The 21,048-nt window shown below is 69.9% G+C and carries 23 protein-coding genes; 10 read left to right on the plus strand and 13 right to left on the minus strand.

Annotation, left to right across the window (positions count from 1 at the left end; translation table 11 throughout):
- Positions 1–3 precede the first annotated feature (3 nt).
- Genes GGR24_RS13120 through GGR24_RS13130 form a run of 3 tightly spaced genes read left to right on the plus strand, consistent with a single transcriptional unit; the run spans position 4 to position 4,229 of the window.
- The gene (locus GGR24_RS13120; RefSeq protein WP_183395827.1) at positions 4–1,830 is read left to right on the plus strand and encodes an assimilatory sulfite reductase (NADPH) flavoprotein subunit; all 1,827 of its coding nucleotides are present in this window, start codon (positions 4–6) and stop codon (positions 1,828–1,830) included.
- A gap of 8 nt (positions 1,831–1,838) precedes the next feature.
- Positions 1,839–3,569 (plus strand): assimilatory sulfite reductase (NADPH) hemoprotein subunit, encoded by a 1,731-nt coding sequence (gene cysI, locus GGR24_RS13125; protein WP_183395828.1) that lies wholly within the window; start codon positions 1,839–1,841, stop codon positions 3,567–3,569.
- A 27-nt stretch (positions 3,570–3,596) separates the two neighbouring features.
- Positions 3,597–4,229, plus strand: a complete 633-nt coding sequence (locus GGR24_RS13130; protein ID WP_183395829.1) for a peroxiredoxin — start codon at positions 3,597–3,599, stop codon at positions 4,227–4,229.
- 19 nt (positions 4,230–4,248) lie between these two features.
- Here the strand turns inward: GGR24_RS13130 and GGR24_RS13135 are convergent, their stop codons facing one another.
- On the minus strand, positions 4,249–4,545 hold the full coding sequence (locus tag GGR24_RS13135) for a hypothetical protein (protein WP_183395830.1): 297 nt from the start codon (positions 4,543–4,545) through the stop codon (positions 4,249–4,251).
- Positions 4,546–4,737: 192 nt separating this feature from the next.
- On the opposite strand from GGR24_RS13135, the gene GGR24_RS13140 reads away from it, so the two are divergent.
- Positions 4,738–5,979, plus strand: a complete 1,242-nt coding sequence (locus GGR24_RS13140; RefSeq protein WP_183395831.1) for a glycosyltransferase family 4 protein — start codon at positions 4,738–4,740, stop codon at positions 5,977–5,979.
- 57 nt (positions 5,980–6,036) lie between these two features.
- Here GGR24_RS13140 and GGR24_RS13145 read toward each other — a convergent pair whose 3' ends face one another.
- The 6 genes from GGR24_RS13145 to GGR24_RS13170 form a co-directional block, all read right to left on the minus strand.
- Positions 6,037–7,578 (minus strand): KpsE/RkpR family capsule polysaccharide export protein, encoded by a 1,542-nt coding sequence (locus tag GGR24_RS13145; protein ID WP_183395832.1) that lies wholly within the window; start codon positions 7,576–7,578, stop codon positions 6,037–6,039.
- Positions 7,575–8,249, minus strand: coding sequence for a P-loop NTPase family protein (locus GGR24_RS13150; RefSeq protein WP_183395833.1), 675 nt, complete (start codon positions 8,247–8,249; stop codon positions 7,575–7,577). Before GGR24_RS13150 ends, GGR24_RS13145 begins: the two co-directional genes overlap by 4 nt.
- A 12-nt stretch (positions 8,250–8,261) precedes the next feature.
- Positions 8,262–9,038: an ABC transporter permease gene (locus tag GGR24_RS13155; RefSeq protein WP_183395834.1), complete on the minus strand. Its 777-nt coding sequence runs from the start codon at positions 9,036–9,038 to the stop codon at positions 8,262–8,264.
- 119 nt (positions 9,039–9,157) lie between these two features.
- Positions 9,158–9,544, minus strand: a complete 387-nt coding sequence (locus GGR24_RS13160; protein WP_183395835.1) for a response regulator — start codon at positions 9,542–9,544, stop codon at positions 9,158–9,160.
- Between the two features lie 12 nt (positions 9,545–9,556).
- Positions 9,557–10,135 carry a hypoxanthine phosphoribosyltransferase gene (gene hpt / locus GGR24_RS13165; RefSeq protein ID WP_183395836.1) on the minus strand — a complete coding sequence of 193 codons (579 nt, stop codon included), beginning with the start codon at positions 10,133–10,135 and terminating at the stop codon, positions 9,557–9,559.
- A complete protein-coding gene (locus tag GGR24_RS13170; protein ID WP_183395837.1) occupies positions 10,122–10,955 on the minus strand; it encodes a zinc-ribbon domain-containing protein in 834 nt (277 codons plus the stop codon). Before GGR24_RS13170 ends, hpt begins: the two co-directional genes overlap by 14 nt.
- A 150-nt stretch (positions 10,956–11,105) precedes the next feature.
- Here GGR24_RS13170 and ftsE point away from each other — a divergent pair, with 150 nt between their 5' ends.
- The 5 genes from ftsE (at position 11,106) to GGR24_RS13195 (ending at position 14,968) form a co-directional block, all read left to right on the plus strand.
- Complete coding sequence (gene ftsE / locus GGR24_RS13175; protein WP_183395838.1) at positions 11,106–11,765, plus strand: cell division ATP-binding protein FtsE; 660 nt, start codon at positions 11,106–11,108, stop codon at positions 11,763–11,765.
- Entirely contained in the window at positions 11,762–12,781 is a 1,020-nt protein-coding gene (locus GGR24_RS13180; protein WP_246398425.1) for a cell division protein FtsX, read from the plus strand. Before ftsE ends, GGR24_RS13180 begins: the two co-directional genes overlap by 4 nt.
- A 105-nt stretch (positions 12,782–12,886) precedes the next feature.
- Complete coding sequence (locus GGR24_RS13185; RefSeq protein ID WP_183395839.1) at positions 12,887–13,591, plus strand: YdcF family protein; 705 nt, start codon at positions 12,887–12,889, stop codon at positions 13,589–13,591.
- 65 nt (positions 13,592–13,656) lie between these two features.
- Positions 13,657–14,415, plus strand: coding sequence for a lysophospholipid acyltransferase family protein (locus tag GGR24_RS13190; protein WP_343066253.1), 759 nt, complete (start codon positions 13,657–13,659; stop codon positions 14,413–14,415).
- A 55-nt stretch (positions 14,416–14,470) separates the two neighbouring features.
- Complete coding sequence (locus tag GGR24_RS13195; RefSeq protein WP_183395840.1) at positions 14,471–14,968, plus strand: hypothetical protein; 498 nt, start codon at positions 14,471–14,473, stop codon at positions 14,966–14,968.
- On the opposite strand, the gene GGR24_RS13200 is transcribed toward GGR24_RS13195, so the two are convergent.
- On the minus strand, positions 14,869–15,411 hold the full coding sequence (locus GGR24_RS13200) for a gamma-glutamylcyclotransferase (RefSeq protein WP_183395841.1): 543 nt from the start codon (positions 15,409–15,411) through the stop codon (positions 14,869–14,871). The genes GGR24_RS13195 and GGR24_RS13200 overlap by 100 nt on opposite strands.
- Positions 15,412–15,509: 98 nt before the next feature.
- On the opposite strand from GGR24_RS13200, the gene GGR24_RS13205 reads away from it, so the two are divergent.
- Complete coding sequence (locus tag GGR24_RS13205) at positions 15,510–16,571, plus strand: DUF2125 domain-containing protein (protein WP_183395842.1); 1,062 nt, start codon at positions 15,510–15,512, stop codon at positions 16,569–16,571.
- Between the two features lie 20 nt (positions 16,572–16,591).
- Here GGR24_RS13205 and metX read toward each other — a convergent pair whose 3' ends face one another.
- The 5 genes from metX to rsmI all read right to left on the minus strand — a co-directional run bounded on the left by metX (position 16,592) and on the right by rsmI (position 21,036).
- The gene (gene metX, locus GGR24_RS13210) at positions 16,592–17,776 is read right to left on the minus strand and encodes a homoserine O-acetyltransferase MetX (protein ID WP_183395843.1); all 1,185 of its coding nucleotides are present in this window, start codon (positions 17,774–17,776) and stop codon (positions 16,592–16,594) included.
- A gap of 83 nt (positions 17,777–17,859) precedes the next feature.
- Positions 17,860–18,777: a penicillin-insensitive murein endopeptidase gene (gene mepA, locus GGR24_RS13215; RefSeq protein WP_183395844.1), complete on the minus strand. Its 918-nt coding sequence runs from the start codon at positions 18,775–18,777 to the stop codon at positions 17,860–17,862.
- Complete coding sequence (gshB, locus tag GGR24_RS13220) at positions 18,774–19,718, minus strand: glutathione synthase (protein WP_183395845.1); 945 nt, start codon at positions 19,716–19,718, stop codon at positions 18,774–18,776. Before gshB ends, mepA begins: the two co-directional genes overlap by 4 nt.
- Before the next feature lie 17 nt (positions 19,719–19,735).
- The gene (locus GGR24_RS13225; protein ID WP_183395846.1) at positions 19,736–20,101 is read right to left on the minus strand and encodes a YraN family protein; all 366 of its coding nucleotides are present in this window, start codon (positions 20,099–20,101) and stop codon (positions 19,736–19,738) included.
- 2 nt (positions 20,102–20,103) lie between these two features.
- A complete protein-coding gene (gene rsmI / locus GGR24_RS13230; RefSeq protein WP_183395847.1) occupies positions 20,104–21,036 on the minus strand; it encodes a 16S rRNA (cytidine(1402)-2'-O)-methyltransferase in 933 nt (310 codons plus the stop codon).
- Positions 21,037–21,048 lie beyond the last annotated feature (12 nt).

The raw sequence follows: 21,048 nt of genomic DNA on the forward strand, positions 1-21,048 counted from the left end.
TGCATGTCAGCCTCAGAATTTCCCGGCCCGGGGCTCTCCCCCGACCAGTGGGAGCACATCCAGTCTCTCGCGAAGGCGATCAGCCCCGAGCAGGCGCTTTGGCTCAGCGGATATTTCGCCGGCGTCCGCGACGCCGAGCGGCGCGAGGCGGGGCGGCCTGCGCTGGCGCCGGACATCCCGGTTGCTCGCCCTGCGGCGGCGCCCGAAGCCGACCAGCGGCGGCTCACCATTCTGTTCGGCAGCGAGACGGGCAACAGCCGGGCTCTGGCTCAGGCGCTCTCCGAGGCAGCCCGCCAGGTCGGCCGGCAGCCGACGGTGGTCGACATCGCCGACTACAAGGCGCGGCAGCTGCGCGACGAGCAGGACCTGCTGATCGTCGTCAGCACCTATGGCGAGGGCGACCCGCCCCAGGGCGCGGCGGACTTCTTCGAGTTCCTCGACAGCCGCAAGGCGCCGAAGCTCCCGGATTTGCGCTTCGCCGTGCTGGCGCTCGGCGACTCGACCTATGAGCGCTACTGCGAGGCGGGAAAGCGGCTCGACCGGCGGCTCGAGGAATTGGGCGGCGTCCGGCTGCGGCCGCGGGTCGACTGCGACGTGGATTACGACGAGCCGGCGGCCGCCTGGACGGCGGACGTGGTCGCGAAGATCGCCCGGAAGGCCGGCCGCGCGGCGGCTGCGGCCGACGCGCCCCGCGGCGCCGGAGCGGCGGCGCTCTATGACAAGCGCAACCCTTTCCCGGCCAGGGTGCTGGAGAATCTCACGCTGACCGGCCGCGGCTCCACTAAGGAGACGCGCCACATCGAGTTCTCGCTCGAAGGCTCGGGCCTGGTCTATGAGCCCGGCGATGCGCTCGGCGTCGCCCCCAGGAACGATCCGCGGCTGGTCGAGAGCCTTCTGGACGCGCTCAGGCTGAGCCCGTCGGCGCCGGTGGAGATCAAGGGCCGCGCGTCGACGCTCGCCGAGGCGATCGAAAAAGACCTCGAGATCTCGGCGGTCACGCCGCGCTTCATCGAGCAATGGGCCGAGCTGTCGGGGGCCGAGCAGCTCAGGCGGCTCCTGGGCGAGGATGCGGCGGCGGAGCGGTCCGCCTTCCTGCGCCGGAACCACGTGATCGACATCGTGCGCGCCTATCCGGTCGCGGGGCTCGAGGCGCAGACGCTGGTCGCCGGATTGCGGCCCCTGCAGCCGCGGCTCTACTCGATCGCCTCCAGCCTGGCCGCCGCGCCCGATGAGGCTCACCTGACCGTCTCCACGGTCCGCTACGAGCTCAACGGGGAGCCGCGCTCCGGCGTCGCGTCGGGCCATCTGGCCGCCCGCGCCGAGCCGGACGCGACCCTGCCGGTCTATGTCCAGTCCAACCCGCACTTCCGCCTGCCGGCGGACGATCGGCCGGTCATCATGATTGGCGCCGGCACCGGGGTCGCCCCCTATCGCGCCTTTCTGCAGGAGCGCGAGGCGCGGGGCGCCAAGGGTCGCAACTGGCTGTTCTTCGGGGAGCGCAACTTCCGCAGCGACTTCCTCTATCAGACCGAGTGGCAGGGCTGGCTGAAGCAGAAGCTGCTGACCCGCATGGACGTCGCCTTCTCGCGCGACCGCGCCGCGAAGGTCTATGTGCAGGACAAGCTGCGCGGGCAGGCCCGGGACGTGTTCGCCTGGCTCGAGGAAGGCGCGCATGTCTATGTCTGCGGCGACGCCGCTCACCTCGCGCCCGACGTTCACGAGACCCTGATCGGCGTGGCGCAGGAGCAAGGCGGGCTCGCGCGGGAAGCCGCGGAGGAGTATGTCCGCAATCTCCAGCGTGACCACCGCTACCAGCGAGACGTCTACTGAGCTCCGACATGACAGAGACCAGCCAGCCGGCGGTCGATCGCAGCCGCGACATCTCGCAGCCGCTCGATCGGCTGGGACCGGACGAAACCCTGAAGGCGACCAGCGACCAGCTGCGCGGCACGATCGCGCTCGGCCTGCTGGACGAGATCACCGGCAGCGTCACGCCCGAAGACAACAAGCTGATGAAGTTCCACGGCATCTACATGCAGGATGACCGTGACATCCGCGACGAGCGCCGCCGGCAGAAGCTCGAGCCGGCCTACACCTTCATGATCCGGGTGCGGATGCCGGGCGGCGTCTGCTCGCCGGCGCAGTGGCTGAAGCTCGACGAGCTCGCCAGGGCCTATGGCGGCGACACCATCCGGCTGACGACCCGCCAGACGGTGCAGTTTCACTGGGTTCTGAAGGAGAATCTCAGGCCGACGATCCAGAAGCTCCATGAGGCGCTGCTGGATTCGATCGCGGCGTGCGGCGATGTCCCGCGCGGGGTGATGTGCTCGGTCGATCCGAGGCTCTCCAGGCTGCATGCGCAGGTCTACGAGGCGGCGAGCCGCACGAGCGCGCACGCGATCCCGAACCAGCGCGCCTATCACGAGATCTGGTACGGCGAAGAGCGCGTCGCGAGCTCGGAGCCCGAGGAGCCGTTCTTCGGCAAGCAGTATCTGCCGCGCAAGTTCAAGATGGGCTTCGTGATCCCGCCCTCGAACGACATCGACGTCTACACGCAGGACCTCGGTTTCATCGCGATCGCGCGGGACGGCGAGCTCGAGGGCTTCAACGTCTCGATCGGCGGGGGCATGGGCCGCACCGACCAGGCCCCGGAGACCTACCCGCGTCTCGCCGACGTCGTGGGTTTCATCCCGGCCGACAAGGTGCTTGCGGCGACCGACGCCGTGATGAGCGTCCAGCGCGACTATGGCGACCGCACCAACCGCGCCCACGCCCGGTTCAAATACACGATCGACGACAAGGGCCTGGCGTGGATCAAGGCGGAGATCGAGCGCCGCATGGGCTTCGCCTTCGAGCCTGCGCGCCCGTTCGCGTTCCGCTCCAATGGCGACGCGTTCGGCTGGGTGGAGGGCGAGGACGGCCGGTGGCACCACACGCTGTTCATCGAGAACGGCCGCGTCATCGACCAGGGCGAGAAGCGCCTGATGACGGGGCTCCGCGAGATCGCCCGGGTTCACCAGGGCGCGTTCCGTCTGACGCCGAACCAGAACCTCTGCGTCTCGGACGTCGCGCCGGAAGACCGGTCGAAGATCGACGCGCTGCTTGCGGAGTACGGGCTGATCGAGACGCGCAGCGCGCTGCGGCTCAACTCGATCGCCTGCGTGGCGCTGCCGACCTGCGCGCTCGCCATGGCGGAGAGCGAGCGCTACCTGCCGACCCTGATCGACAAGATCGAGGCGATCCTCGACGCCCGCGGCCTGCGCGACGAGCCGATCACGATCCGCATGAGCGGCTGCCCCAATGGCTGCTCGCGGCCCTACGTGGCGGAGATCGGCCTCTCAGGCCGCGCGCCCGGCAAGTACAACCTCTATCTCGGCGGCGGCTTCCACGGACAGCGTCTCAACAAGATGCACCTGGAGAACGTCGGCGAGCAGACGATCCTCGAGACGCTCGACGAGATCATCGGCCGCTACGCGGCCGAGCGGTCCGCCGGCGAACGTTTTGGTGATTTCGCCATCCGCGCCGGCTATGTGCCGGAGGTGACGGAAGGCCGGTTCTTCAACGCCTGATCGAGAGTTTCCCGAAAGGAGTACGCTATGTCGCTGCAACTCGGACAGATCGCGCCGGATTTCGAGCAGGACAGCACCGAAGGCCCCATCCGCTTCCATGAGTGGCTGGGGTCCTCCTGGGGAGTCCTGTTCAGCCATCCGAAGAACTTCACGCCTGTCTGCACCACCGAACTCGGCGAAGTCGCCCGCCTGAAGCCCGAGTGGGACAAGCGCAACGTGAAGGTCATCGGCCTCTCGGTCGATCCGCTCGAAGCGCATAGCGCCTGGGGCGTGGACATCGAGGAGACGCAGGGCCACGCCCTCAACTTCCCGCTGCTGGCGGACGCCGACAGGAAGGTGTCGGAGCTCTACGGCATGATCCATCCGCAGGCTGATCCGACGGTCACCGTGCGCTCCGTGTTCGTCATCGACGCCAACAAGAAGATCCGGCTGACCCTGACCTATCCGCCGAGCGCCGGGCGCAACTTCTCCGAGATCCTGCGGGTCATCGACAGCCTGCAGCTGACCGACCGCGAGAAGGTCTCGACCCCGGTGAACTGGGAGAAGGGCCAACCCGTGATCATCGCGCCGAGCGTCTCCAATGAGGACGCCAAGGAGCGTTATCCGCAGGGCTGGAAGGAGCTGCGGCCCTACCTGCGCGTCGTCGAACTGAAGGATTGAGTTCGAGCGCGCGCCGGCTTCACCAGGTCTCGTCGCGCGCGTGCTCCCGGCACGTGTAGCCGACGAAGCAGTCGCGCTTGTCGGCGGTGGGCACCCAGGCGGCTTCGGTGTCCTCGGTGGGCTGGCAGTAGCGGCCGCTGCTGACGAAGCGGTCATAGGTCGAGGGGCCCGTGCTGATGACGGCGGCGCCCCTCGAACGGACCAGCGACTGCACCGCCTGGCACGACATGCCCGGCGCGTAGGGTCTCGCGGCGGCCGCGCCCGCCGCGAGCGATGCGAGCAGGAGGGCTAGGAGCGTCGTGACTGGCGTTCTCATGGCCGCATAAGCCCGAAGGTCCGTCGCCGGTTCCCTGTCCGTCGCCTTCGGGAGGCGCACGGTTCCCACGCGGCGACGGAACGCCTCTGCGCCCGCGCCGCGGCGCCTCGTCGGCGGGGGGCTTCGGCCGATTGGTTTCGGCGCCGCGCGCCGGCATGCTACACGGCCGACCCAAGGTCATGGCCGGGACGCATGGCAAGAACGATCCTCGACATCACGCGCCTGCTGACGCGCGCCAGCCACCCGGCCGCCACAGGCGTGGACCGGGTCGAGCTCGCCTACGCCAAGCGTCTTCTCGGCGCGCCGCAGGTCGGGCGCGGCTTTGCAGCCGTCGTGCGCGGCAGGACCGTCCCGTTGCCGGACGAGGCCGTGGCGGCGTTCGTCCAAGCCCTGGACGCGCAATGGCGCGCCGGCGCCGGAAACCCGGCCGCGGCGCGACGCGTCGCCGAATGGCTCGGGGCGCCGGCCCCTGAGGCCGCCGCGCAAGTCTCCAGGGCCGGAGAGGCGGCTCGCCGGGCGCTCCGGCTGAGGCTGGGAGCCGCCCTCACGACGCGAGCCGCTCCCGAGCCCGGCGACCTCTATGTCCATGTCTCCCATCTCCGGCTGGACCGGCCGGAGGTGTTCGCCGGGGTCCGCAAGGCCGGCGCCGCGCTTGCGATCATGGTGCACGACCTCATCCCGATCCGCTTCCCGGAATATGGCCGGGCGGGCGAGGCGGAGCGGCACGCGCGCCGCATGAACACCGCGCTTCGATACGCCAGCACGCTGATCGCGAACTCCGCGGAGACGGCGCGGGACCTTTCAGCCTATGCGACGGAGACCGGCCAGCCTGTTCCGCCCGTCGTGGTGGCCCCGCTCGGCGTGGAGAGCGGGTTCGCGCGCGCCGCCCGGCCGCTTGCGGCCGAGCGCCCGTACTTCGTCGCGCTTGGGACGATCGAACCGAGGAAGAACCACCTCCTGCTGCTTCACGTCTGGCGCCGGCTCGCTGAGCGGCTGGGGCCCGCCACGCCCCGACTGGTCCTTGTGGGGCGCCGGGGCTGGGAGAACGAGATGGTGGTCGATCTGCTGGAGCGCTGCCCGGCCGTCCGCGCCCACGTTCTGGAGGTGAACGAGCTCCCGGATGAGGCGCTCGCCTCCTTGGTGGCGGGCGCGCGGGCGCTGCTGTTCCCGAGCTTCAGCGAGGGCTTCGGGCTGCCTCTGGCGGAGACGCTGGCGATGGGCGCCCCGGCGATCGTCTCGGACCTCGCCGTCTTCCGGGAGGTCGCGGGCGATCTCGCGCTGCGGCTGGACCCGCTCGACGGGCCGGCCTGGGAGAAGGCCATCGTCGCCCACGCCACAGAGCATCCGGAACAAGGACGACGGGCGACGGAGTACCAGCCGCCGAGATGGGAGGAGCATTTTGGGCTCCTCGGCGCTGCGGGCCTCGCGATCTAGTCTGCGCAACCCAGCGGCCGGCGCTCCCTTCGGAGAGCCGGCCGTGCGGAACGCGCCTCAGGCGCTGTGGTCGCGGATGCCGTAGAAGATCAGCGCGCCGATCGCCCAGGCGATGGTCGAGCACACCAGAACGAGCAGGATCATCTGAAGACGCGCCGGATAGAGCGAGTCCTCCGGGAGATGCGGCTCGACGAAGGTCGCGAGATAGCGCGACTGGCGTTCCGCGGTGATGCGCGCGGCGTCGACCGCCTGGCTCGCCTGCTGATACGCCTTCTGCGCGAAGTCCCGCTCCATGGCGAGGTTCTCGAACTCCGCCATCGAGGCGGAGATCAGGGTTTCCTTGCTGCCGGTCCGAGGCTGCACCGAGCCGATCTTCGCGCGTTCCGCCGCGATGCGCGATTTCAGCGCCTCGACGTTCTTCTGCATGAAGCGGACGGTCGGCGCGTCCTTGTTGAGGAACGCGGAGCTGGCCGACAGCTCGGCCTCCTGCTTGGCCAGCTGGCCTTCCAGGTCGGCGACGATCTTGCTCTGCCCCTCGACGAGGCTCTGCGCGTCCGGCGCGCCCTGGCGGTCGCGATAGTCCTGGATGGCCTTCTGGGCGAACTTCAGCCGCAGTTCGGCGCGCGACTGCTCCTGCTTGGCGAGCATCAGGGCGTCGTCGCGCGCGCGCGCTGAGAGCTTGTTGACGAGGTTCTCGCTCTCGCGGACCGTTTCCCGCGCGACCTTGAGCGCGTCTTCCGGCGTGAAAGCGCGCACCGTGAAGGTGATGATCCCGGTGACGGGCTCGTAATAGACCCAGGAGACGGAGTTCCAGTACCGCGTCAGATGCTCGACCGTGTCGTCGAAATCATAGGGCCGGTACTTGGCGACGAAATCCGCGTTCTCATGCGTGTAGATCGAGCGCAGATCGAGCGCGCGCTGCATGTTCGCGACGATCTGGCCGCTCTCGATGTATTGCGCGACGATGAAGCTGTCCGAGGCCATTCCGGCCATGCTGGTGCCGAGGCCGGTCATCGCCGCGATCGCGTCGCCGCTGCCGCCGGCGACTTCGGCCGGGCCGCGCACCGCAAAGCGCGCCTCGGCGACGTATTGCGGAGAGGCGATCACCCCGTAATAGAGCGCCGCGAGCGCGGTCGGCAGGGCGATGCAGAGCCAGGCCGAGATCTTGACGACGTTGCGCTTGCGCCGCACGCCGACCGGACGCGCGGTCGGAACGACCGGCTGGTCCGGCTCCGGGGCCGGCGCGCCACGTTTCGGCGCGGCGCGGCGCGGGAGGGGGACGACCGTGTTCGACGCCGGGCTCGCCGACGCCAGGCGGTCGAACTCCGCGTTGCCATCCTCAGGCTGGGAGCGGGCGGATCGCTTCGCCGCGCGCGCCGCCTTGGCGCGCTCGCGCGGGTTCAGCGCCGCCTCATCGTCCTGTGGCTCGGAGCCCCGCGCCGGCTCGCGCGCCGCAAGCGACGGGGCGCCCAGGAGCCGCCGCGCGGCGGGATGCGCCGTCAGTCCGCCCGGAGCGGCGTTCGACAGGGTCTTCAGGATCGAACGGGCCCTGGCGCCGAGTTGTACCTCGACGCCCGTCCTGGCTCTGGTGTCGCTCATGTGCGCTTGCTTGCCCTGCCTGCGGTCAACTTTTGGTACGCCTCAGACGCAGCTTCGAACGTATCATAGAATGTTAGAGCACCTTGGTCGAGGACCAATCCTGCATCGCAATATCCTGCGACCAGGTCGGGGTTCGTGGTCGCCCACACCACCCCCGCGGCGCTCATCCGATGCGCGATCACGCTGTCGATCTCCGCGATGCGCGACTTGGCGACCCGGGGGAGGCGCTCGTCGATGAAGTACCAGTCGAACTGCAAGGCGAGAGTGAGGCCAAGCGCCAGCTGCCCCCGCTCAGCGAGCGTGTACCTCCTGAGCGGCTTTCCCTTCCGGAGCTTGACGCCGCTGAGCTCGGTCGCGATCGCGGCCACGTCGCCGGCGTCCACGCCATAGATGTAGCTCAGGAAGTTGGCGTTCTGACGAAGCGTTCCGGCGAGGTCGAGAAACTTGCGATGGCCGAACGGCCAGCACGGCATGCCGACCCGGCGCACGGCTCCCCGGTCGGCGTGCTCGACGCCTGCGAGCATGTGCAGCACCGACCGGTTGTCGGCCCTGTCCGCGCCCAGCAGCGCGACGCGCCGGCCGGCCGGCACCGAAAGGCTCACGCCGGCGAGCATCCAGCGCTGCCGGCCCTTCGATTTCGTGCCCTTCCAGACGTCCCGTAATTCAAGCATCCGCGCTGCCCGTCAGGCGGGACGGAGCTTGTGACGGAGGGCTCTCTCGCCAGCCAGGCCTATCAGGATGAAGCAGATCGTGACCCCGAACAGGTAGCTGAGACTGAGAGAGGCGCAAACGTACCCCGGATAGAAGCCCTCCCGGAACCACTCGATGCAGTGCAGCAGCGGGTTCCAGAGGAGGATCTCGCGTATCCGCGGCGGGACCCTGTCGATCAGCATCGAGAAGCCCGAGGTGATGAACAGCGCCAGCATGATGATGTGCTGAAAGTGCCTCAAGCCCGGCGCCAGCGTCATGACAAGCGCCAGCATCAGGGAGAAGCCGAAGGTGTAGAGCGCTGTCGCGCCGAACGCGGCGAGACAGGTCAGAAGGTGAGCCGGCCGCGTCTCGAACCCGAAGAGCGCCATGCCGGCGAGCACCACGACCATCGCGACCCCGCCGGTGGCCATCTCGAGGATCCAGGTCGCGTATGCGGCGTCCAGCCGCTGCAGCCCCGGCAGCATCCGTTTCCGGCGCAGGAGCACGCCCGACGTGCTTTGCGCCACCGTCCGCCATGTCCTGGCGATGATCACGCCGGTCGCGAAGAAAACCTCGTAGCTGGTTCCGACCGGCGGCAGGCCGGCCGCCTTGTCCTGGATCGCGAACTTCAGGATGAACACCCAGCAGATGGGCTCGACGATCGCCCAGATGTAGCCGGCGCGCGACGTCGCGTACTTCGTGCGGATCCGTCGCAGGATCAGCGCAAAGATCGAACGCATCTGGAGAGAGAAGGAGGCGGCGACGTTCAATCGCGATTCCCTTGCGGCCCTGCGCGGCGCGCGAGCAGGACCTCGTCTGCGCGAGATCATGATTGAAGCCGCGGCGAGGCCGAAGCCGTCTTCCGCCGGGCTCCCTGTTTGTCATGGGTTCAGGCGCTCAGGCGCTGCTCGCCTGCAGTGAGGGCGTCCGCCACCGCGTCCCGGATCTGGTTCAGCGAGAACGGCTTGGTGACGACGTCATGGATCAGGGCGTCGAGCCCTGAGGCGCGCTCGCGCTGGTCCGCGTAGCCGGTCATCAGCAGGATGGTCATGGCCGGGAAATCGCGGGCGGCCGCGAGCGCCAGCGCGATGCCGTCCATCATGGGCATCCTGATGTCGGTGAGCAGGAGGTCGAACGCGCCGTTCTCGCCGTTGAGCTTCTCCAGCGCGTCCGCGCCGTCGAAGGCCGGCGTGATCTGATGGCCGTCCATCTCGAGGGCGCGTTGGACGAAGCCGCGGATGGCGTCCTCGTCGTCGGTCAGAAGGATGCGAGCCATCCGGGGCCTCCCTCAATTCGATCCGGCGGCGCGATCGGCGGCGACCACGCCGACGAAAGGCAGCTGCCGATAGGCGTGCGCGTCGTCCATGCCATAGCCGACCACGAAGCTGTCCGGGCAGTCGAAGCCGACGAAGTCCGCTTCGATCGGCACGACGCGCTTTCCGGCTTTCTGCAGAAGAACGCAGGTCATGGCGCGGCGCGCGCCGCGCCTCGCCATCAGATCCTTTGCGAACGCCAGGGTCCGGCCGGATTCCAGGATGTCGTCGATCAGAAGCACGTCGCGTCCGGCGACGTCGCTCTCGACGTCGTGCACGACCCGCACCGCGCCGCCCGACACCTGCTGCTCGCCGTAGCTCGAGAGCGTGATGAACTCCATCTCGGGCCTGAGCCCCACCCCATGCAGGGCGCGGATCAGATCCGCGGCGAACACGAAGCTGCCCTTCAGCACTGCGAGCACGAGGAGGCGCTGGGGCTCCGCCGCGGCGATCGCGGCCGCGAGCTCGGCGATGCGCGTCGCGATCTGCGCCGAGGAGAACAGGACGGTCACGTCCTCGGCGACCGGGGCGGGGAGGGGGCTAGCGGGTGGCATGAGCGGCGAGATCCTGCCTTCCCAGGAAGCGGACTGCAACCGTGCGGCCCTCCGCGGGCGGGGAGGCCAGGCGGGCGCGGAAGGTCGTCGTCTCCCCCGGCGCGAGCTTGGCCCGGGCGGCCATGGTGGTCCAAGCATAGAGCTCGCGCCCGTCCGCGGCCAGCACCGCGACCCGTAGACGCGGGACGTCGACGGCGGCCCGCGCGAGGCTCGCGATCGATCCCTTCACAAGCAGGAGCGGCGCGCCCTCGTCTGTCAGCTCGGATGAGCTGACGTCCTGGATCGCCAATCCTCGCACGTTGACCGGCAGGCCGACCGCCGCATAGAGCGACGCGAGCGAAGGCGCGGCGCGCACGACCGGGAGGGGAAAAAGGACCAGGGCCGCAAGAAGAGCGAGGCCGGCTGCGGCGATCAGGCCGGGCGCGGTCAGCCGCGGCCGCCGGGCCGACCGGCTGGCGGCGCCGCGGCGCGCCGGCATGTTCCTGCGGCGCCGGGACCCGAGCGGCCATCGCGACTGGCGGGCCGGCTCGGTCCGGGGCGGGGCCGGAACGGCCTCTATCAGCTCCGGAGCTTCCCGCACCTCGACAGCCGCCGCGTCCTCAAGGCCGAGGATCGGCGGAAGCAGAGCGTCTCCGCTCGTGTCCGCAGAGGCCACGCCGGACGCCGACTCTTCCTGGGAGGCGGGCTGAGGAACCTCGGTCGGCGGCGGCTCCGCGATCCAGGAGGTCCGGCAACGGGCGCAGCGCAGCTTGCGGCCGGCATAGAGCGTCCCCTCCGCGAGCCGGTAGCTTGACTGGCAGGAAGGGCATGTGACGAGCATGGGGTCCAATCGCAGACGGGCGCGTCGCGGCGCGCCCCGGCAGGGCTGACGGGTCCTCGGAAGACCTCGCCACGTTATCGTTAATGGCCCGTTAAAACGTCGCGCTCACAACGGTTCGCGACGCAGAGACCCGCCGAAAGGGATCCGCTGATGTTGCGTTTCGAGAATGTGGGCCTGCGCTACGGCCTCGGGCCGGAGGTTCTGCGCGACCTGACGTTCGCGATCGAGCCGAACTCCTTTCAGTTTCTGACCGGGCCCTCCGGAGCAGGGAAGACCTCGCTGCTCCGGCTGATGTTCCTGGCCATGAAGCCGACGCGCGGCCTGGTGAGAATCTTCGGGCGCGACATCCTCACCCTTCCACCGCGCGAGCTGCCCTCGCTGCGGCGGCGGATCGGCGTCGTGTTCCAGGACTTCCGGCTGCTCGACCACATGACGACCTATGAGAACGTCGCGCTGCCGCTCCGGGTCGCGGGCCGCGACGAGTCGAGCTATCGCGCCGAGGTGGTGGAGCTCCTCGGCTGGGTCGGGCTGGGCGAGCGGCTCGATGCGCTGCCGCTGGTGCTCTCGGGAGGCGAGAAGCAGCGCGCCGCCATCGCGCGGGCGCTTGTCGCGCAGCCGGAACTGCTGCTGGCCGACGAGCCCACCGGCAACGTCGATCCGCAACTCGCCCGACGCATCCTGCGGCTGTTCGTCGAGCTTCACAAATCCGGCACCTCGGTGGTGATCGCGACCCATGACATCGCCCTGATGGACCTCTATGACGCGCGGCGTCTGGTGCTCCATGACGGCCGGTTGCACGTCTACGAATGAGTTCGAGGAACGGCCCGGCGCCAGCCGAACGGCGCGACAAGGACACGGCCGGGGCGCGCGCCCCCGAGGGCGGCGCGCGCCCGCCCGCCAAGGCCGCGAGGAGCCAGCCCTCCGCCAGCCGGCGACAGGGGCCGATCGTCCCGGCGTCCTCCGTCTCCGGCAGCACGCTGGTCATCGTGATCGCGATCATGACCTATCTGGCGGCGTTGACCGTCGGAGCGGTTGATCTCGTGCGGACCGCCGCGAACGACTGGTCGCAGGACGTGGTTCGCGAGACGACGATCCAGATCCGGCCGGCCGAAGGCCGCGACCTCGACGCGGCCGCGGCGCGGGCTTCCGAGCTCGCCAGAGCCGCCGCCGGCGTCGCCGAGGTCAGGACCTATTCGAGGCAGGAGACCGCGCGCCTTCTCGAGCCGTGGCTCGGCTCCGGCCTGTCCTTCGACGATCTCCCGATCCCCCGTCTCGTGGTGTTGCGCCTTTCTCCGGACGCGCGGTTCGACGCGGTCGGCCTCAAGGCGGCGCTCGACCGGGAGGTTCCGGGCGCCTCCCTCGACGACCACCGGCGCTTCCTGGACCGCCTCGTCTCCATGGCGCACACCATCGTCTGGCTCGGGGTGGGGGTTCTGGTGCTGATGCTGACCGCGACGGTGCTGTCGGTGGTGTTCGCGACGCGCGGCGCGATGGCCGGCAACCGGGACATCGTGCAGGTCCTGCACTTCGTCGGCGCCCGCGACGGCTATATCGCGGGCCAGTTTCAGCGGCGCTTCCTGAGGCTCGGCCTCAAGGGAGGCGTCGCGGGGGGGCTGGCCGCGACCGCCACCTTCCTGATCGCGGAGCTCATGGTCGAACAGGGGGTCGGGAGCGCGACCGTCGATCAGATGGACGCCCTGTTCGGGCGCTTCCAGGTCGGCGCTTCGGCCTATGCGGGCGTCGCCGCGATCGTGCTGCTGATCGCCGCCCTGACGGCGATCACGTCCAGGGCGACGGTTTACCGTACCCTGCGGGCCATGAGATGAGCATGATGCCGGCGCCGGACGAAGCGGCCCGGTCAGGGGCGACGCCGTCTTGCCTGCATCCGCGTCGGGAGGCAGTGTTCGAACGCGAAGTGATGTGCCGATCACATGGCGACTGATGTCGATCCCGCTCCGTCCGATGCGCGCCAGGGCCGACGCTCCTCGACTTCCTGGGGCGCGCTCCGCCCGCTGATGATCGGGGCGTGCGCCGGCGCTCTGCTGGCGATTGGCGGCTTTCTGGCGTTCGTGCAGATGGTGCCTCGCGGGGAGCAGGCGCCGCCGCAGCAGGCGGACGGTATCGTCGCGCTCACGGGCGGCGCCGAACGGCTGTCCGACGCGCTCAGGCTGCTCGCCTCCGGCCGCGGCAAAAGGTTGCTGATATCGGGGGTCCATCCCGAGACGACGGAGCGCGAGCTGGCGCGCGCGCAGCCGGATTATGAGGCGTTCGCCCGCTGCTGCGTCGATCTCGGACGGCGCGCGCTGAACACCGCCGGCAACGCGGTCGAGGCCCGGCGCTGGGCCGAGGGCCACGGGTTCCGCTCGCTCATCGTGGTGACTTCGGGGTATCACATGCCGCGTACGCTGATGGAGCTTTCACGCGAGATGCCCAAGGTCGAGCTCGTACCCTATGCGGTCGTGACCGAGAGGTTGCGCGACGAGCCGTGGTGGCGCGACTGGCCGACGGCGCGGCTGCTCGCGGGCGAGTACGTCAAATATGTCGCGGCGCTGGTGCGAGTGCGCCTCGCGCCGAGGCTGGCGCACACGGAAACCACTGCGGAAAGGCGGGCGGCGTCGCCCGACTGCTGCTCCTGAACGTTCACGCGAACCTGGACGCCACGGGCGTCGAGAGGGCCGCGGGTCCCCGCGCGGGCGGCGTCGTGCTTTGGCGCTCGGTCGCGTTCGACGTGGCGATGGCCATCCATGTGTGCCTCACCGCCGTCCTCGCCGGCCCGGTGGTCGTGTTCATGCCGCGCCACCGCGCGCTTGCCGTGGGCAAGTGGTGGGCTCGCACGACGCTCGCCCTGCTGCGCGTCATCGTCGGGCTCGAGGTGGAGATCCGGGGACGGGAGAACATCCCGCAGGGCGCGGCCGTGGTGGCGGCGAAGCACCAGTCGACGCTCGAAACCTTCGCGCTGACGCCGGAGCTGCCTGATCCCGCCTTCGTGCTGAAGCGGGAGCTGACCGTCATTCCGTTCTTCGGCTGGTTCCTGCGCGGCCTCGACATGATCGCGATCAACCGCGCGGCGGGTGGCGAGGCCCTGGTTCAGATGCTGGAGCAGGCCGGGACGGCGGCGCGGGACGGGCGCCAGATCGTGATCTTCCCGGAGGGCACGCGACGGCCGGTCGGCGCGCCTGTGCGGTACCGGCTCGGCGTCGTTCATCTCTACGACCGGCTCAAGCTGCCCTGCGTACCGGTCGCGGTCGACACGGGCATCTTCTGGCCGCGCGACGGCGTGAGGAAACGCCGGGGCCGCACCGTCGTCCAGTTCCTGAAGCCGATCCCGCCGGGGCTCACGCGCGAGGCCTTCGAGAAGACGCTTCGGCAGCGGATCGAGGCGGCGAGTGCGGCGCTCGCTCTGGAGGCGCAAGGGCTGCCTCCCGAGGCGCCGAGCGAGCCGGAACCGGGCGCTGCTTGACAGGACGGTAACCCGGAACCCTTATCGGGCGATTGCAAAAACCAAGCGATTCGCCATGAGCGAAACCCGCGACGATCCTGCGGCCTTCCTCGACGACGTCTCAGCCGCCGCGACCCCGGTCGCCGCGCCGGCGGACGACGGCCCGGCGCTGGCCGCCAAGGAGCTTAATTTCGAGGATCGCTACCGGGTCTGGCGCGGCAGGTCCGGCCGGCGCTACCTCGTGACCGTGATGCCGCTCGGAGAGGCGGTCGCCGTGGAGAACGGCGTCCTGCTGCTCGTCGCGCTCGACGGCGCGGGGGAGCGAAGGGTCGTCTGGGCGGGCGAGACCGGCGCGTCCTTGCCGGGCCTCGCGGTCGCGCCGGGCGCGCAGCTCGAGGCGCATGTGCATCTTCTGGCCGGCAGCGCGGGCAGGCGCGCCGAGGCTCTCGCCGATCTTTTCAACGGCGCCGAGCGCTACTCGTCCGTGCTCACCGTCAGCGAAGCGGCCAGCCAGGCGAGGGTGGGGTCCACGACCCCGAGGCGCTCGAGCTCCCGGGCGGTGTTGACCACGTAGTCCGGGTTCGGGCCCGCCAGGCCTTCGGCGCCCACGACGCGCCGCAGGGTCTCCTCCGGAGACAGCAGCCCGACATATTGCGGATGCGAGCGGTCGACCACGTAGGCCACGGCCATGACCTGGCGGCCGTCGCTCAGTTTCGCGGGCAGCATCTTTTCGACATAGACATTTGTCAGGAGCTCGCGCTCGCGGAGATAGGCCAGCGTGCCGGCCGCGCGGGCCGCCTCGACCCGGAACGCCACGCCCCGGCAGGAGCCTCCGACGTCCAGTCCAAGAACCAAGCCGGGCCGCTCCGGAGTGCCTCGATGGCGATGAGACGCGATGCAGAGCGCACGGTGATAGCCGTCGACGTCGGCGGGGCTCTGCTCCACGGCTTCGAAGCCGGGTCGCCACATAAGCGACCCGTAAGCGAATACCCAGAGGTCGACGTCTGTTCGAATCATCGCGAAAGCTTGGCTAGGCGCGACGCGCGGTATTCGGGTATCAGCGCCTCCGCCTCACGGCAAGGTCAGGCGCCGCGGCGCAACAGTAAGGTGGACGCATGAGCCAGTCGGATCCCGCGGTCGACCCTGTCCCGCCGCAGCCCCCTCGGTCGCGTTGGCCGATCTTTCTGCCGTTTACGCTGCTGCTGATCGGCGCCGCGGCGTGGTCCGGCTTCTGGTTCTACGCCGCGCGCCAGGCCGACGACGCGATCGCGGACGCGCTGCGGCGGGAGGCGGCTCACGGCCGCATCTACGCCTGCGCCGATCGTCGCATCGTGGGGTTTCCGTTCCGCGTGGAGATGATCTGCGACCGGCTGACGGTGACCGTGCCGGCGGACGGCGGCCCCGTGGTCGCGACCGCTCCGAAGTTCATGGCCGTCGCGCAGGTCTATGATCCGAAGCGACTGATCGGCGAACTGACCGGCCCGGTTCAGATCACCGACGGGGCGGGCGGGCGGTCAGAGCTGAGCTTCGCCCTCGCGCAGGCGAGCATGATGATCGCCGACAAGCGGCTCGAGCGGACCTCCATCGTGCTGACGGAGCCGCGGCTGTCCGCCGGCGACGACGAGTTCGTCGCCGCCAAGGAGCTCCAGGTGCATGTCCGGCGCGCGCCCGGGCAGAAGCCCGAGGGAACCTATGATTTCGCCGTGAAGCTCGATCAGGCGACCTCCCCGCTGCTCGACCTCGTGCCGATCGGGTCGGGGCCCGTGTTCGTGGAGATCCAGGCGGAGGCCCGCGGCCTCGACGATCTGAGGCCGCGGCCGACGTCGGAGCGCCTGAGGGACTTCGCGGCCGCCGGCGGGCGCGTGCACGTGGCGCTCGCCCGGATCGCGCGGGGCGAGGTCGCGGCCGAAGCCCGCGGCGATCTCGGCCTCGACGCGGAAGGTCGGATCAGCGGCGGCGGCGACGTCGTCGCGCGCGGCGTCGACAGTCTGGTGAAGAGCCTTCTGGGCGAAGGCAAGAAGACCGGCCTGGCGTCTCTGCTCGGGATCGGCGCGCAGATGCTCGGCGCCCCGGCGGAGCTCAACGGGGCGCCGGCCACGAGCTACCGCGTCAGGATCGACCGCGGAAAGGTCGAGATCGGGCCGATCAGGGTCTACAAGCTGCCGCCGGTGTTCTGATCGCGCGGGTCGAGCCCGGCTCAGCCCGCCTCCGGCAGGCCGCGCACCTTGGCGGCGGCGTCGATGAAGCCCTTGGTGGTCGCGAACAGTTCCGGCACGTCGAGCAGGAACGCGTCATGACCCTTGTCGGTCTCGATCTCCACGAAGCTGACATTCGCGGCCGCCGCGTTCAGCGCGTGCACGATCTGGCGTGAGCCCTCCGTCGGGAACAGCCAATCGGAGGTGAAGGACACCACGCAGAAGCGCGTCCTGGTGCCAAGGAAGGCGCTGGCGAGCGAGCCGCCATGGTCCGCGGCGAGGTCGAAATAGTCCATCGCGCGCGTCACGTAGAGATAGCTGTTGGCGTCGAACCGCTCCACGAAGCTCGCGCCCTGGTGGCGCAAATAGCTCTCGATCTGGAAGTCCGCGTCGAATCCGAAGGTCCGGCTGTCGCGGTCCTGAAGGTTGCGCCCGAACTTCCGCTGCAGCGCGGGCTCCGACAGATAGGTGATGTGCGCGGCCATGCGGGCCACGGCCAGTCCCTTGCGGGGCACGGTGCCCTCGAGCAGGTAGCGGCCCGCGCGCCAGTCGGGATCGGCGGTGATCGCCTGCCGGCCGACCTCGTCGAAGGCGATGTTCTGGGCCGAGTGCTTGGCCGCGCTCGCGATCGGCACCGCGGCGAACACCCGGTCCGGATGGCGGGCCGCCCATTGCAGCACCTGCATGCCGCCCATCGAGCCTCCGACCACGCAGAACAGGTCGGGGATCCCCAGATGGTCGATCAGCATCGCCTGGGCGTCGACCATGTCGCGGATGGTCACGACCGGGAGGTCGAGGCCATAGGGCTCGCCGGTCGCGGGATTGGTCGACGCCGGGCCGGTGGTCCCCATGCAGCCGCCGACGACGTTCGACGAGATGACGAAGAAGCGGTTGGTGTCGATCGGCAGGCCGGGCCCGATCATGGTCGACCACCAGCCGGGCTTGCCCGTCACCGGATGGACGTTCGCCGCGTGCTGGTCGGCCGTCAGCGCATGGCACACCAGGACCGCGTTGCTGCGATCGGCGTTGAGCTCGCCATAGGTCTGGTAGGCGATCCGCAGAGGCGCGAGCGTCGCGCCGGACTCGAGCTTGAGCGGCCTGGAGATCTCGGCCACGAGCGAGCGCGGCGAGTCCGCCTCGCGCCGCGCCGACGCATTCACCGAGAGTTCGATCGTCGCCTGGTTCATCGCCTCGAGGGGGCCCGTCGCCCTTCACCAATCGGACCGAAGGGTGAAGCCCTCCGGAGCGGCGCTGTCAACTTCGTCCGCCGTCAGGGCGCGTTGAGGACCGCGGCGCAGGCCCCGGGCATCTTGCCGACCGTGAAAGGCGGCAGCGGCTTCGTGGGCTGCGGCGCGGGCCTCGGGTTCAGGACGGCGTCGGTGAACCAGTAGTCGAGCTCACGGCCGCAACCCTCGCCCGGCGTCACGTCTCGCTGCGGGCGGCACGAGCTTTCGCCGGGCGAGCAGCCGAGCCGCACATGCATGTGGTAGTCGTGGCCCCTGTTCGGCCTGACCTTCTGGAGCCATGAGCGGTCCCCGCGCGCCTGCCGGCAGACCGCCTTCTTGATCGCGGGGTTGACCAGCACCCGCTCCACTTCCGGGTCGCTCGCTGCGGCCTTGATCACCTGCAGCGTGTCGGGGGTCCAGTAGCCGTTCACGTCGAGCTTGTCGTCCGACACGACCACCGTCGACATGATGGTCTCGCGCTGCGCCATGCTGATGACCTGAGCCGGCATCTGGCGCAGCCAGACGTCGACGTCGAGCCCGATCTGATGGGAGGCGTGGCCGCCCAGCATCGGGCCGCCGCGCGGCTGCGACATGTCGCCGATCAGCAGGCCCGCCCAGGACGTCTGCGAGGCGACGCGCCGGGAGAAGCGCTCGACGAAGGTCACGAGCTTCCGGCGCCCGTAGAAGCGGTTTCGGCCGGGCCGCATGACCTGCCAGGTGGGGCCGGTGAGCGGCAGCGCCACGCCGCCCGCGAGGCAGCCGTTCGAGTAGAAGCCGATCGAACGGTCCGGCCCCTCGCTCGGACGCGTCACGCGGCCGAACAGCTCCTTGGCCGGAGTCTGGGCGGTGACGGCGGCGAGTGGGGGAAGCTGAAACCCGGATGGCCGGATGTCCTGCGCGCGGGCGGCCGTGACCATCGCCGCGAGCGCGCCCGCCAGTACGATGGCCGCGGCGAACCTCATCCGAGCCGGGCCTCGATCGCGTCCCAGGTGGTGACCGCGACGTCCGGTCCGCCCAGCCGCTTGATCGCCCTTATGCCTGTCGGAGACGTGACGTTGATCTCCGTCAGCCAGCCGTCGATGACGTCGATGCCCACGAAGATCAGCCCTCTGCGCGAAAGCTCCGGTCCGAGCCTGTCGCAGATCTCCTGCTCGCGCTCGGTGATCTGCGTCGTCTGAGCGGCGCCGCCGCGGACCATGTTGGATCTCAGGTCGCCAGGCGCCGGCACGCGATTGACCGCTCCGGCGAACTTGCCGTCGACCAGCAGGATGCGCTTGTCGCCCTCGGACACCTTCGGAAGGAACTTCTGCACCATCCAGGGCTCTCGGAAGCTCGTGGAGAAGAAGTCGATCAGCGACCCGTAGTTCAGGTCGTCGGCCGTGATCCGGAACACCGCCGCGCCGCCATTGCCGTAGAGCGGCTTGACCACGATGTCGCCGTGCTCGGCGCGGAAGGCCGAGATCTCGGCCTTGTCGCGGGAGACGAGCGTCGGGGGCATCAGGTCCGGAAAATCCAGCACGAAGATTTTTTCGGGCGCGTTCCGCACGCTGGCCGGGTCGTTCACCACAAGCGTCGCTGGATGCACCCGCTCCAGCATGTGGGTCGTGGTGACGTAGGCCATGTCGAAGGGCGGGTCCTGCCGCAGCAGCACCACGTCGGTCTCGTCGGCGAGCGAGATCCGCATCTCCTCGCCAGCCGTGAAGTGATCGCCGGGCACGTCGCGCACGTTCACGGGCCGCCCGGTCGCGAACACGTCCCGGCCGATCTGCGAGAGCCGCTCCGGCGTGTAGACGAAAAGCTCGTGCCCGCGCGCTTGGGCTTCCAGCATCAGCGCGAATGTCGAGTCGCCGGCGATGTTGATCCGCTCGATCGGATCCATCTGAACGGCGACGCGAAGCGACATGACTGATCCCGCGACTGCTACAGGCCGAAGGCGTTCGGCATGTGCCTCGGAAGCCGGCGTGGCGCGACGAGCACCACGTCGAAGGTGACGAGATATCCCGCATAAGCGGGGCGGCGCGCAAGGAAGCTCTCAGCGGCCCGGCGAATCCGCGCCTGCTGACGGCGCGTTACGGCCTCGCTCGCCGAGTGGAAGTCGGCGCGCGCCTTGACCTCGACGAAGGCGAGGGTGCGACCGCGCGCCGCGATGACGTCCACCTCGCCCGGCCCTTCGGAGAAGCGCCGCGCGAGAATCTTCCAGCCTTTCAGGCGCAGCAGCCACACCGCGGCCGTCTCGGCCTTGAGCCCGAGACGAAACGCGCGTGTCCGGGCCTGGGCGCCGGGCAAGGCTAGCCGCCCGCCTTGATCTCGAGCGCGCGGGCGTAGACCTCGCGGCGCGGCAGCCCGGTGGCGGAGGCGACCTCGGCGACCGCCTCCTTCACCGAGGCGCCGGCGAGCGCCTGGCGGAGGAGCCCGTCAAGGTCCTCCTCCGACGCTTCGGCGGCCTCGGCCGGCGCGACCACCAGCACGATCTCGCCCTTGGGATCTGGCTCGTCGGCGAGCACGGCCGCAAGCTCGGGCAGCGTTCCCCGCCGCACCTCCTCGAACCGCTTGGTGAGCTCGCGCGCCAGCGCCGCCTCGCGGGGGCCCAGCACGTCCGCCAGATCCGCCAAGGCGGCCGCGACCCGCGGTCCGCTCTCGAACAGCACCAGCGTGCCGGGTATGCGCGCGAGCTCCGCCGCCCGCGCCCGCCGCGCATGCGACTTGGGCGGAAGGAAACCCTCGAAGAAGAAGCGGTCGCTCGGCAGGCCGGAGAGCACCAGCGCGGTGAGCACCGCCGACGCGCCCGGCGCCGCTGTGACGAAGCCGCCGGCGCCGATCAGGTCGCGCACCAGCTTGAACCCGGGGTCGGAGACGAGCGGCGTGCCGGCGTCGCTGACCAGCGCGATGCGTTCGCCCTGATCGATCCGGGCCAGAACCTTCGGCCGCATCTCCGCCGCGTTATGCTCATGGTAGGCGGCGAGCGGGGCCGAGATGCCGTAATGGCTCGTCAGCTTGCGCGTGACGCGCGTGTCCTCGCACAGGATGAGGTCTGCGGCCGCCAGCGTCTCGAGGGCGCGCAGGGTCACGTCTCCGAGGTTCCCGATCGGGGTCGCGACCACGTGCAGGCCGGGCTGCAGCGCTCTCGCGGTCAGGCGCTGCCCGGCGAGCAGGTAGCTCCGCCCCGCGTCTTGGGCGAGGGTGGTATCTGGATGGCTATCCTGCCGCTCGGGCCTTGGCATCGCGTCACTCGT

The organism is Hansschlegelia beijingensis (assembly GCF_014196425.1).
Lineage (GTDB): Bacteria > Pseudomonadota > Alphaproteobacteria > Rhizobiales > Methylopilaceae > Methylopila > Methylopila beijingensis.

Excerpts from the sequence above, each read along its gene's own strand:
- GGR24_RS13120 (WP_183395827.1), top strand. The coding sequence starts at position 4 with ATGTCAGCCTCAGAATTTCCCGGCCCGGGGCTCTCCCCCGACCAGTGG.
- cysI (WP_183395828.1), top strand. The coding sequence starts at position 1,839 with ATGACAGAGACCAGCCAGCCGGCGGTCGATCGCAGCCGCGACATCTCG.
- GGR24_RS13130 (WP_183395829.1), top strand. The coding sequence starts at position 3,597 with ATGTCGCTGCAACTCGGACAGATCGCGCCGGATTTCGAGCAGGACAGC.
- GGR24_RS13135 (WP_183395830.1), bottom strand. The coding sequence starts at position 4,545 with ATGAGAACGCCAGTCACGACGCTCCTAGCCCTCCTGCTCGCATCGCTC.
- GGR24_RS13140 (WP_183395831.1), top strand. The coding sequence starts at position 4,738 with ATGGCAAGAACGATCCTCGACATCACGCGCCTGCTGACGCGCGCCAGC.
- GGR24_RS13145 (WP_183395832.1), bottom strand. The coding sequence starts at position 7,578 with ATGAGCGACACCAGAGCCAGGACGGGCGTCGAGGTACAACTCGGCGCC.
- GGR24_RS13150 (WP_183395833.1), bottom strand. The coding sequence starts at position 8,249 with ATGCTTGAATTACGGGACGTCTGGAAGGGCACGAAATCGAAGGGCCGG.
- GGR24_RS13160 (WP_183395835.1), bottom strand. The coding sequence starts at position 9,544 with ATGGCTCGCATCCTTCTGACCGACGACGAGGACGCCATCCGCGGCTTC.
- hpt (WP_183395836.1), bottom strand. The coding sequence starts at position 10,135 with ATGCCACCCGCTAGCCCCCTCCCCGCCCCGGTCGCCGAGGACGTGACC.
- GGR24_RS13170 (WP_183395837.1), bottom strand. The coding sequence starts at position 10,955 with ATGCTCGTCACATGCCCTTCCTGCCAGTCAAGCTACCGGCTCGCGGAG.
- ftsE (WP_183395838.1), top strand. The coding sequence starts at position 11,106 with ATGTTGCGTTTCGAGAATGTGGGCCTGCGCTACGGCCTCGGGCCGGAG.
- GGR24_RS13180 (WP_246398425.1), top strand. The coding sequence starts at position 11,762 with ATGAGTTCGAGGAACGGCCCGGCGCCAGCCGAACGGCGCGACAAGGAC.
- GGR24_RS13185 (WP_183395839.1), top strand. The coding sequence starts at position 12,887 with ATGGCGACTGATGTCGATCCCGCTCCGTCCGATGCGCGCCAGGGCCGA.
- GGR24_RS13195 (WP_183395840.1), top strand. The coding sequence starts at position 14,471 with ATGAGCGAAACCCGCGACGATCCTGCGGCCTTCCTCGACGACGTCTCA.
- GGR24_RS13200 (WP_183395841.1), bottom strand. The coding sequence starts at position 15,411 with ATGATTCGAACAGACGTCGACCTCTGGGTATTCGCTTACGGGTCGCTT.
- GGR24_RS13205 (WP_183395842.1), top strand. The coding sequence starts at position 15,510 with ATGAGCCAGTCGGATCCCGCGGTCGACCCTGTCCCGCCGCAGCCCCCT.
- metX (WP_183395843.1), bottom strand. The coding sequence starts at position 17,776 with ATGAACCAGGCGACGATCGAACTCTCGGTGAATGCGTCGGCGCGGCGC.
- mepA (WP_183395844.1), bottom strand. The coding sequence starts at position 18,777 with ATGAGGTTCGCCGCGGCCATCGTACTGGCGGGCGCGCTCGCGGCGATG.
- gshB (WP_183395845.1), bottom strand. The coding sequence starts at position 19,718 with ATGTCGCTTCGCGTCGCCGTTCAGATGGATCCGATCGAGCGGATCAAC.
- rsmI (WP_183395847.1), bottom strand. The coding sequence starts at position 21,036 with ATGCCAAGGCCCGAGCGGCAGGATAGCCATCCAGATACCACCCTCGCC.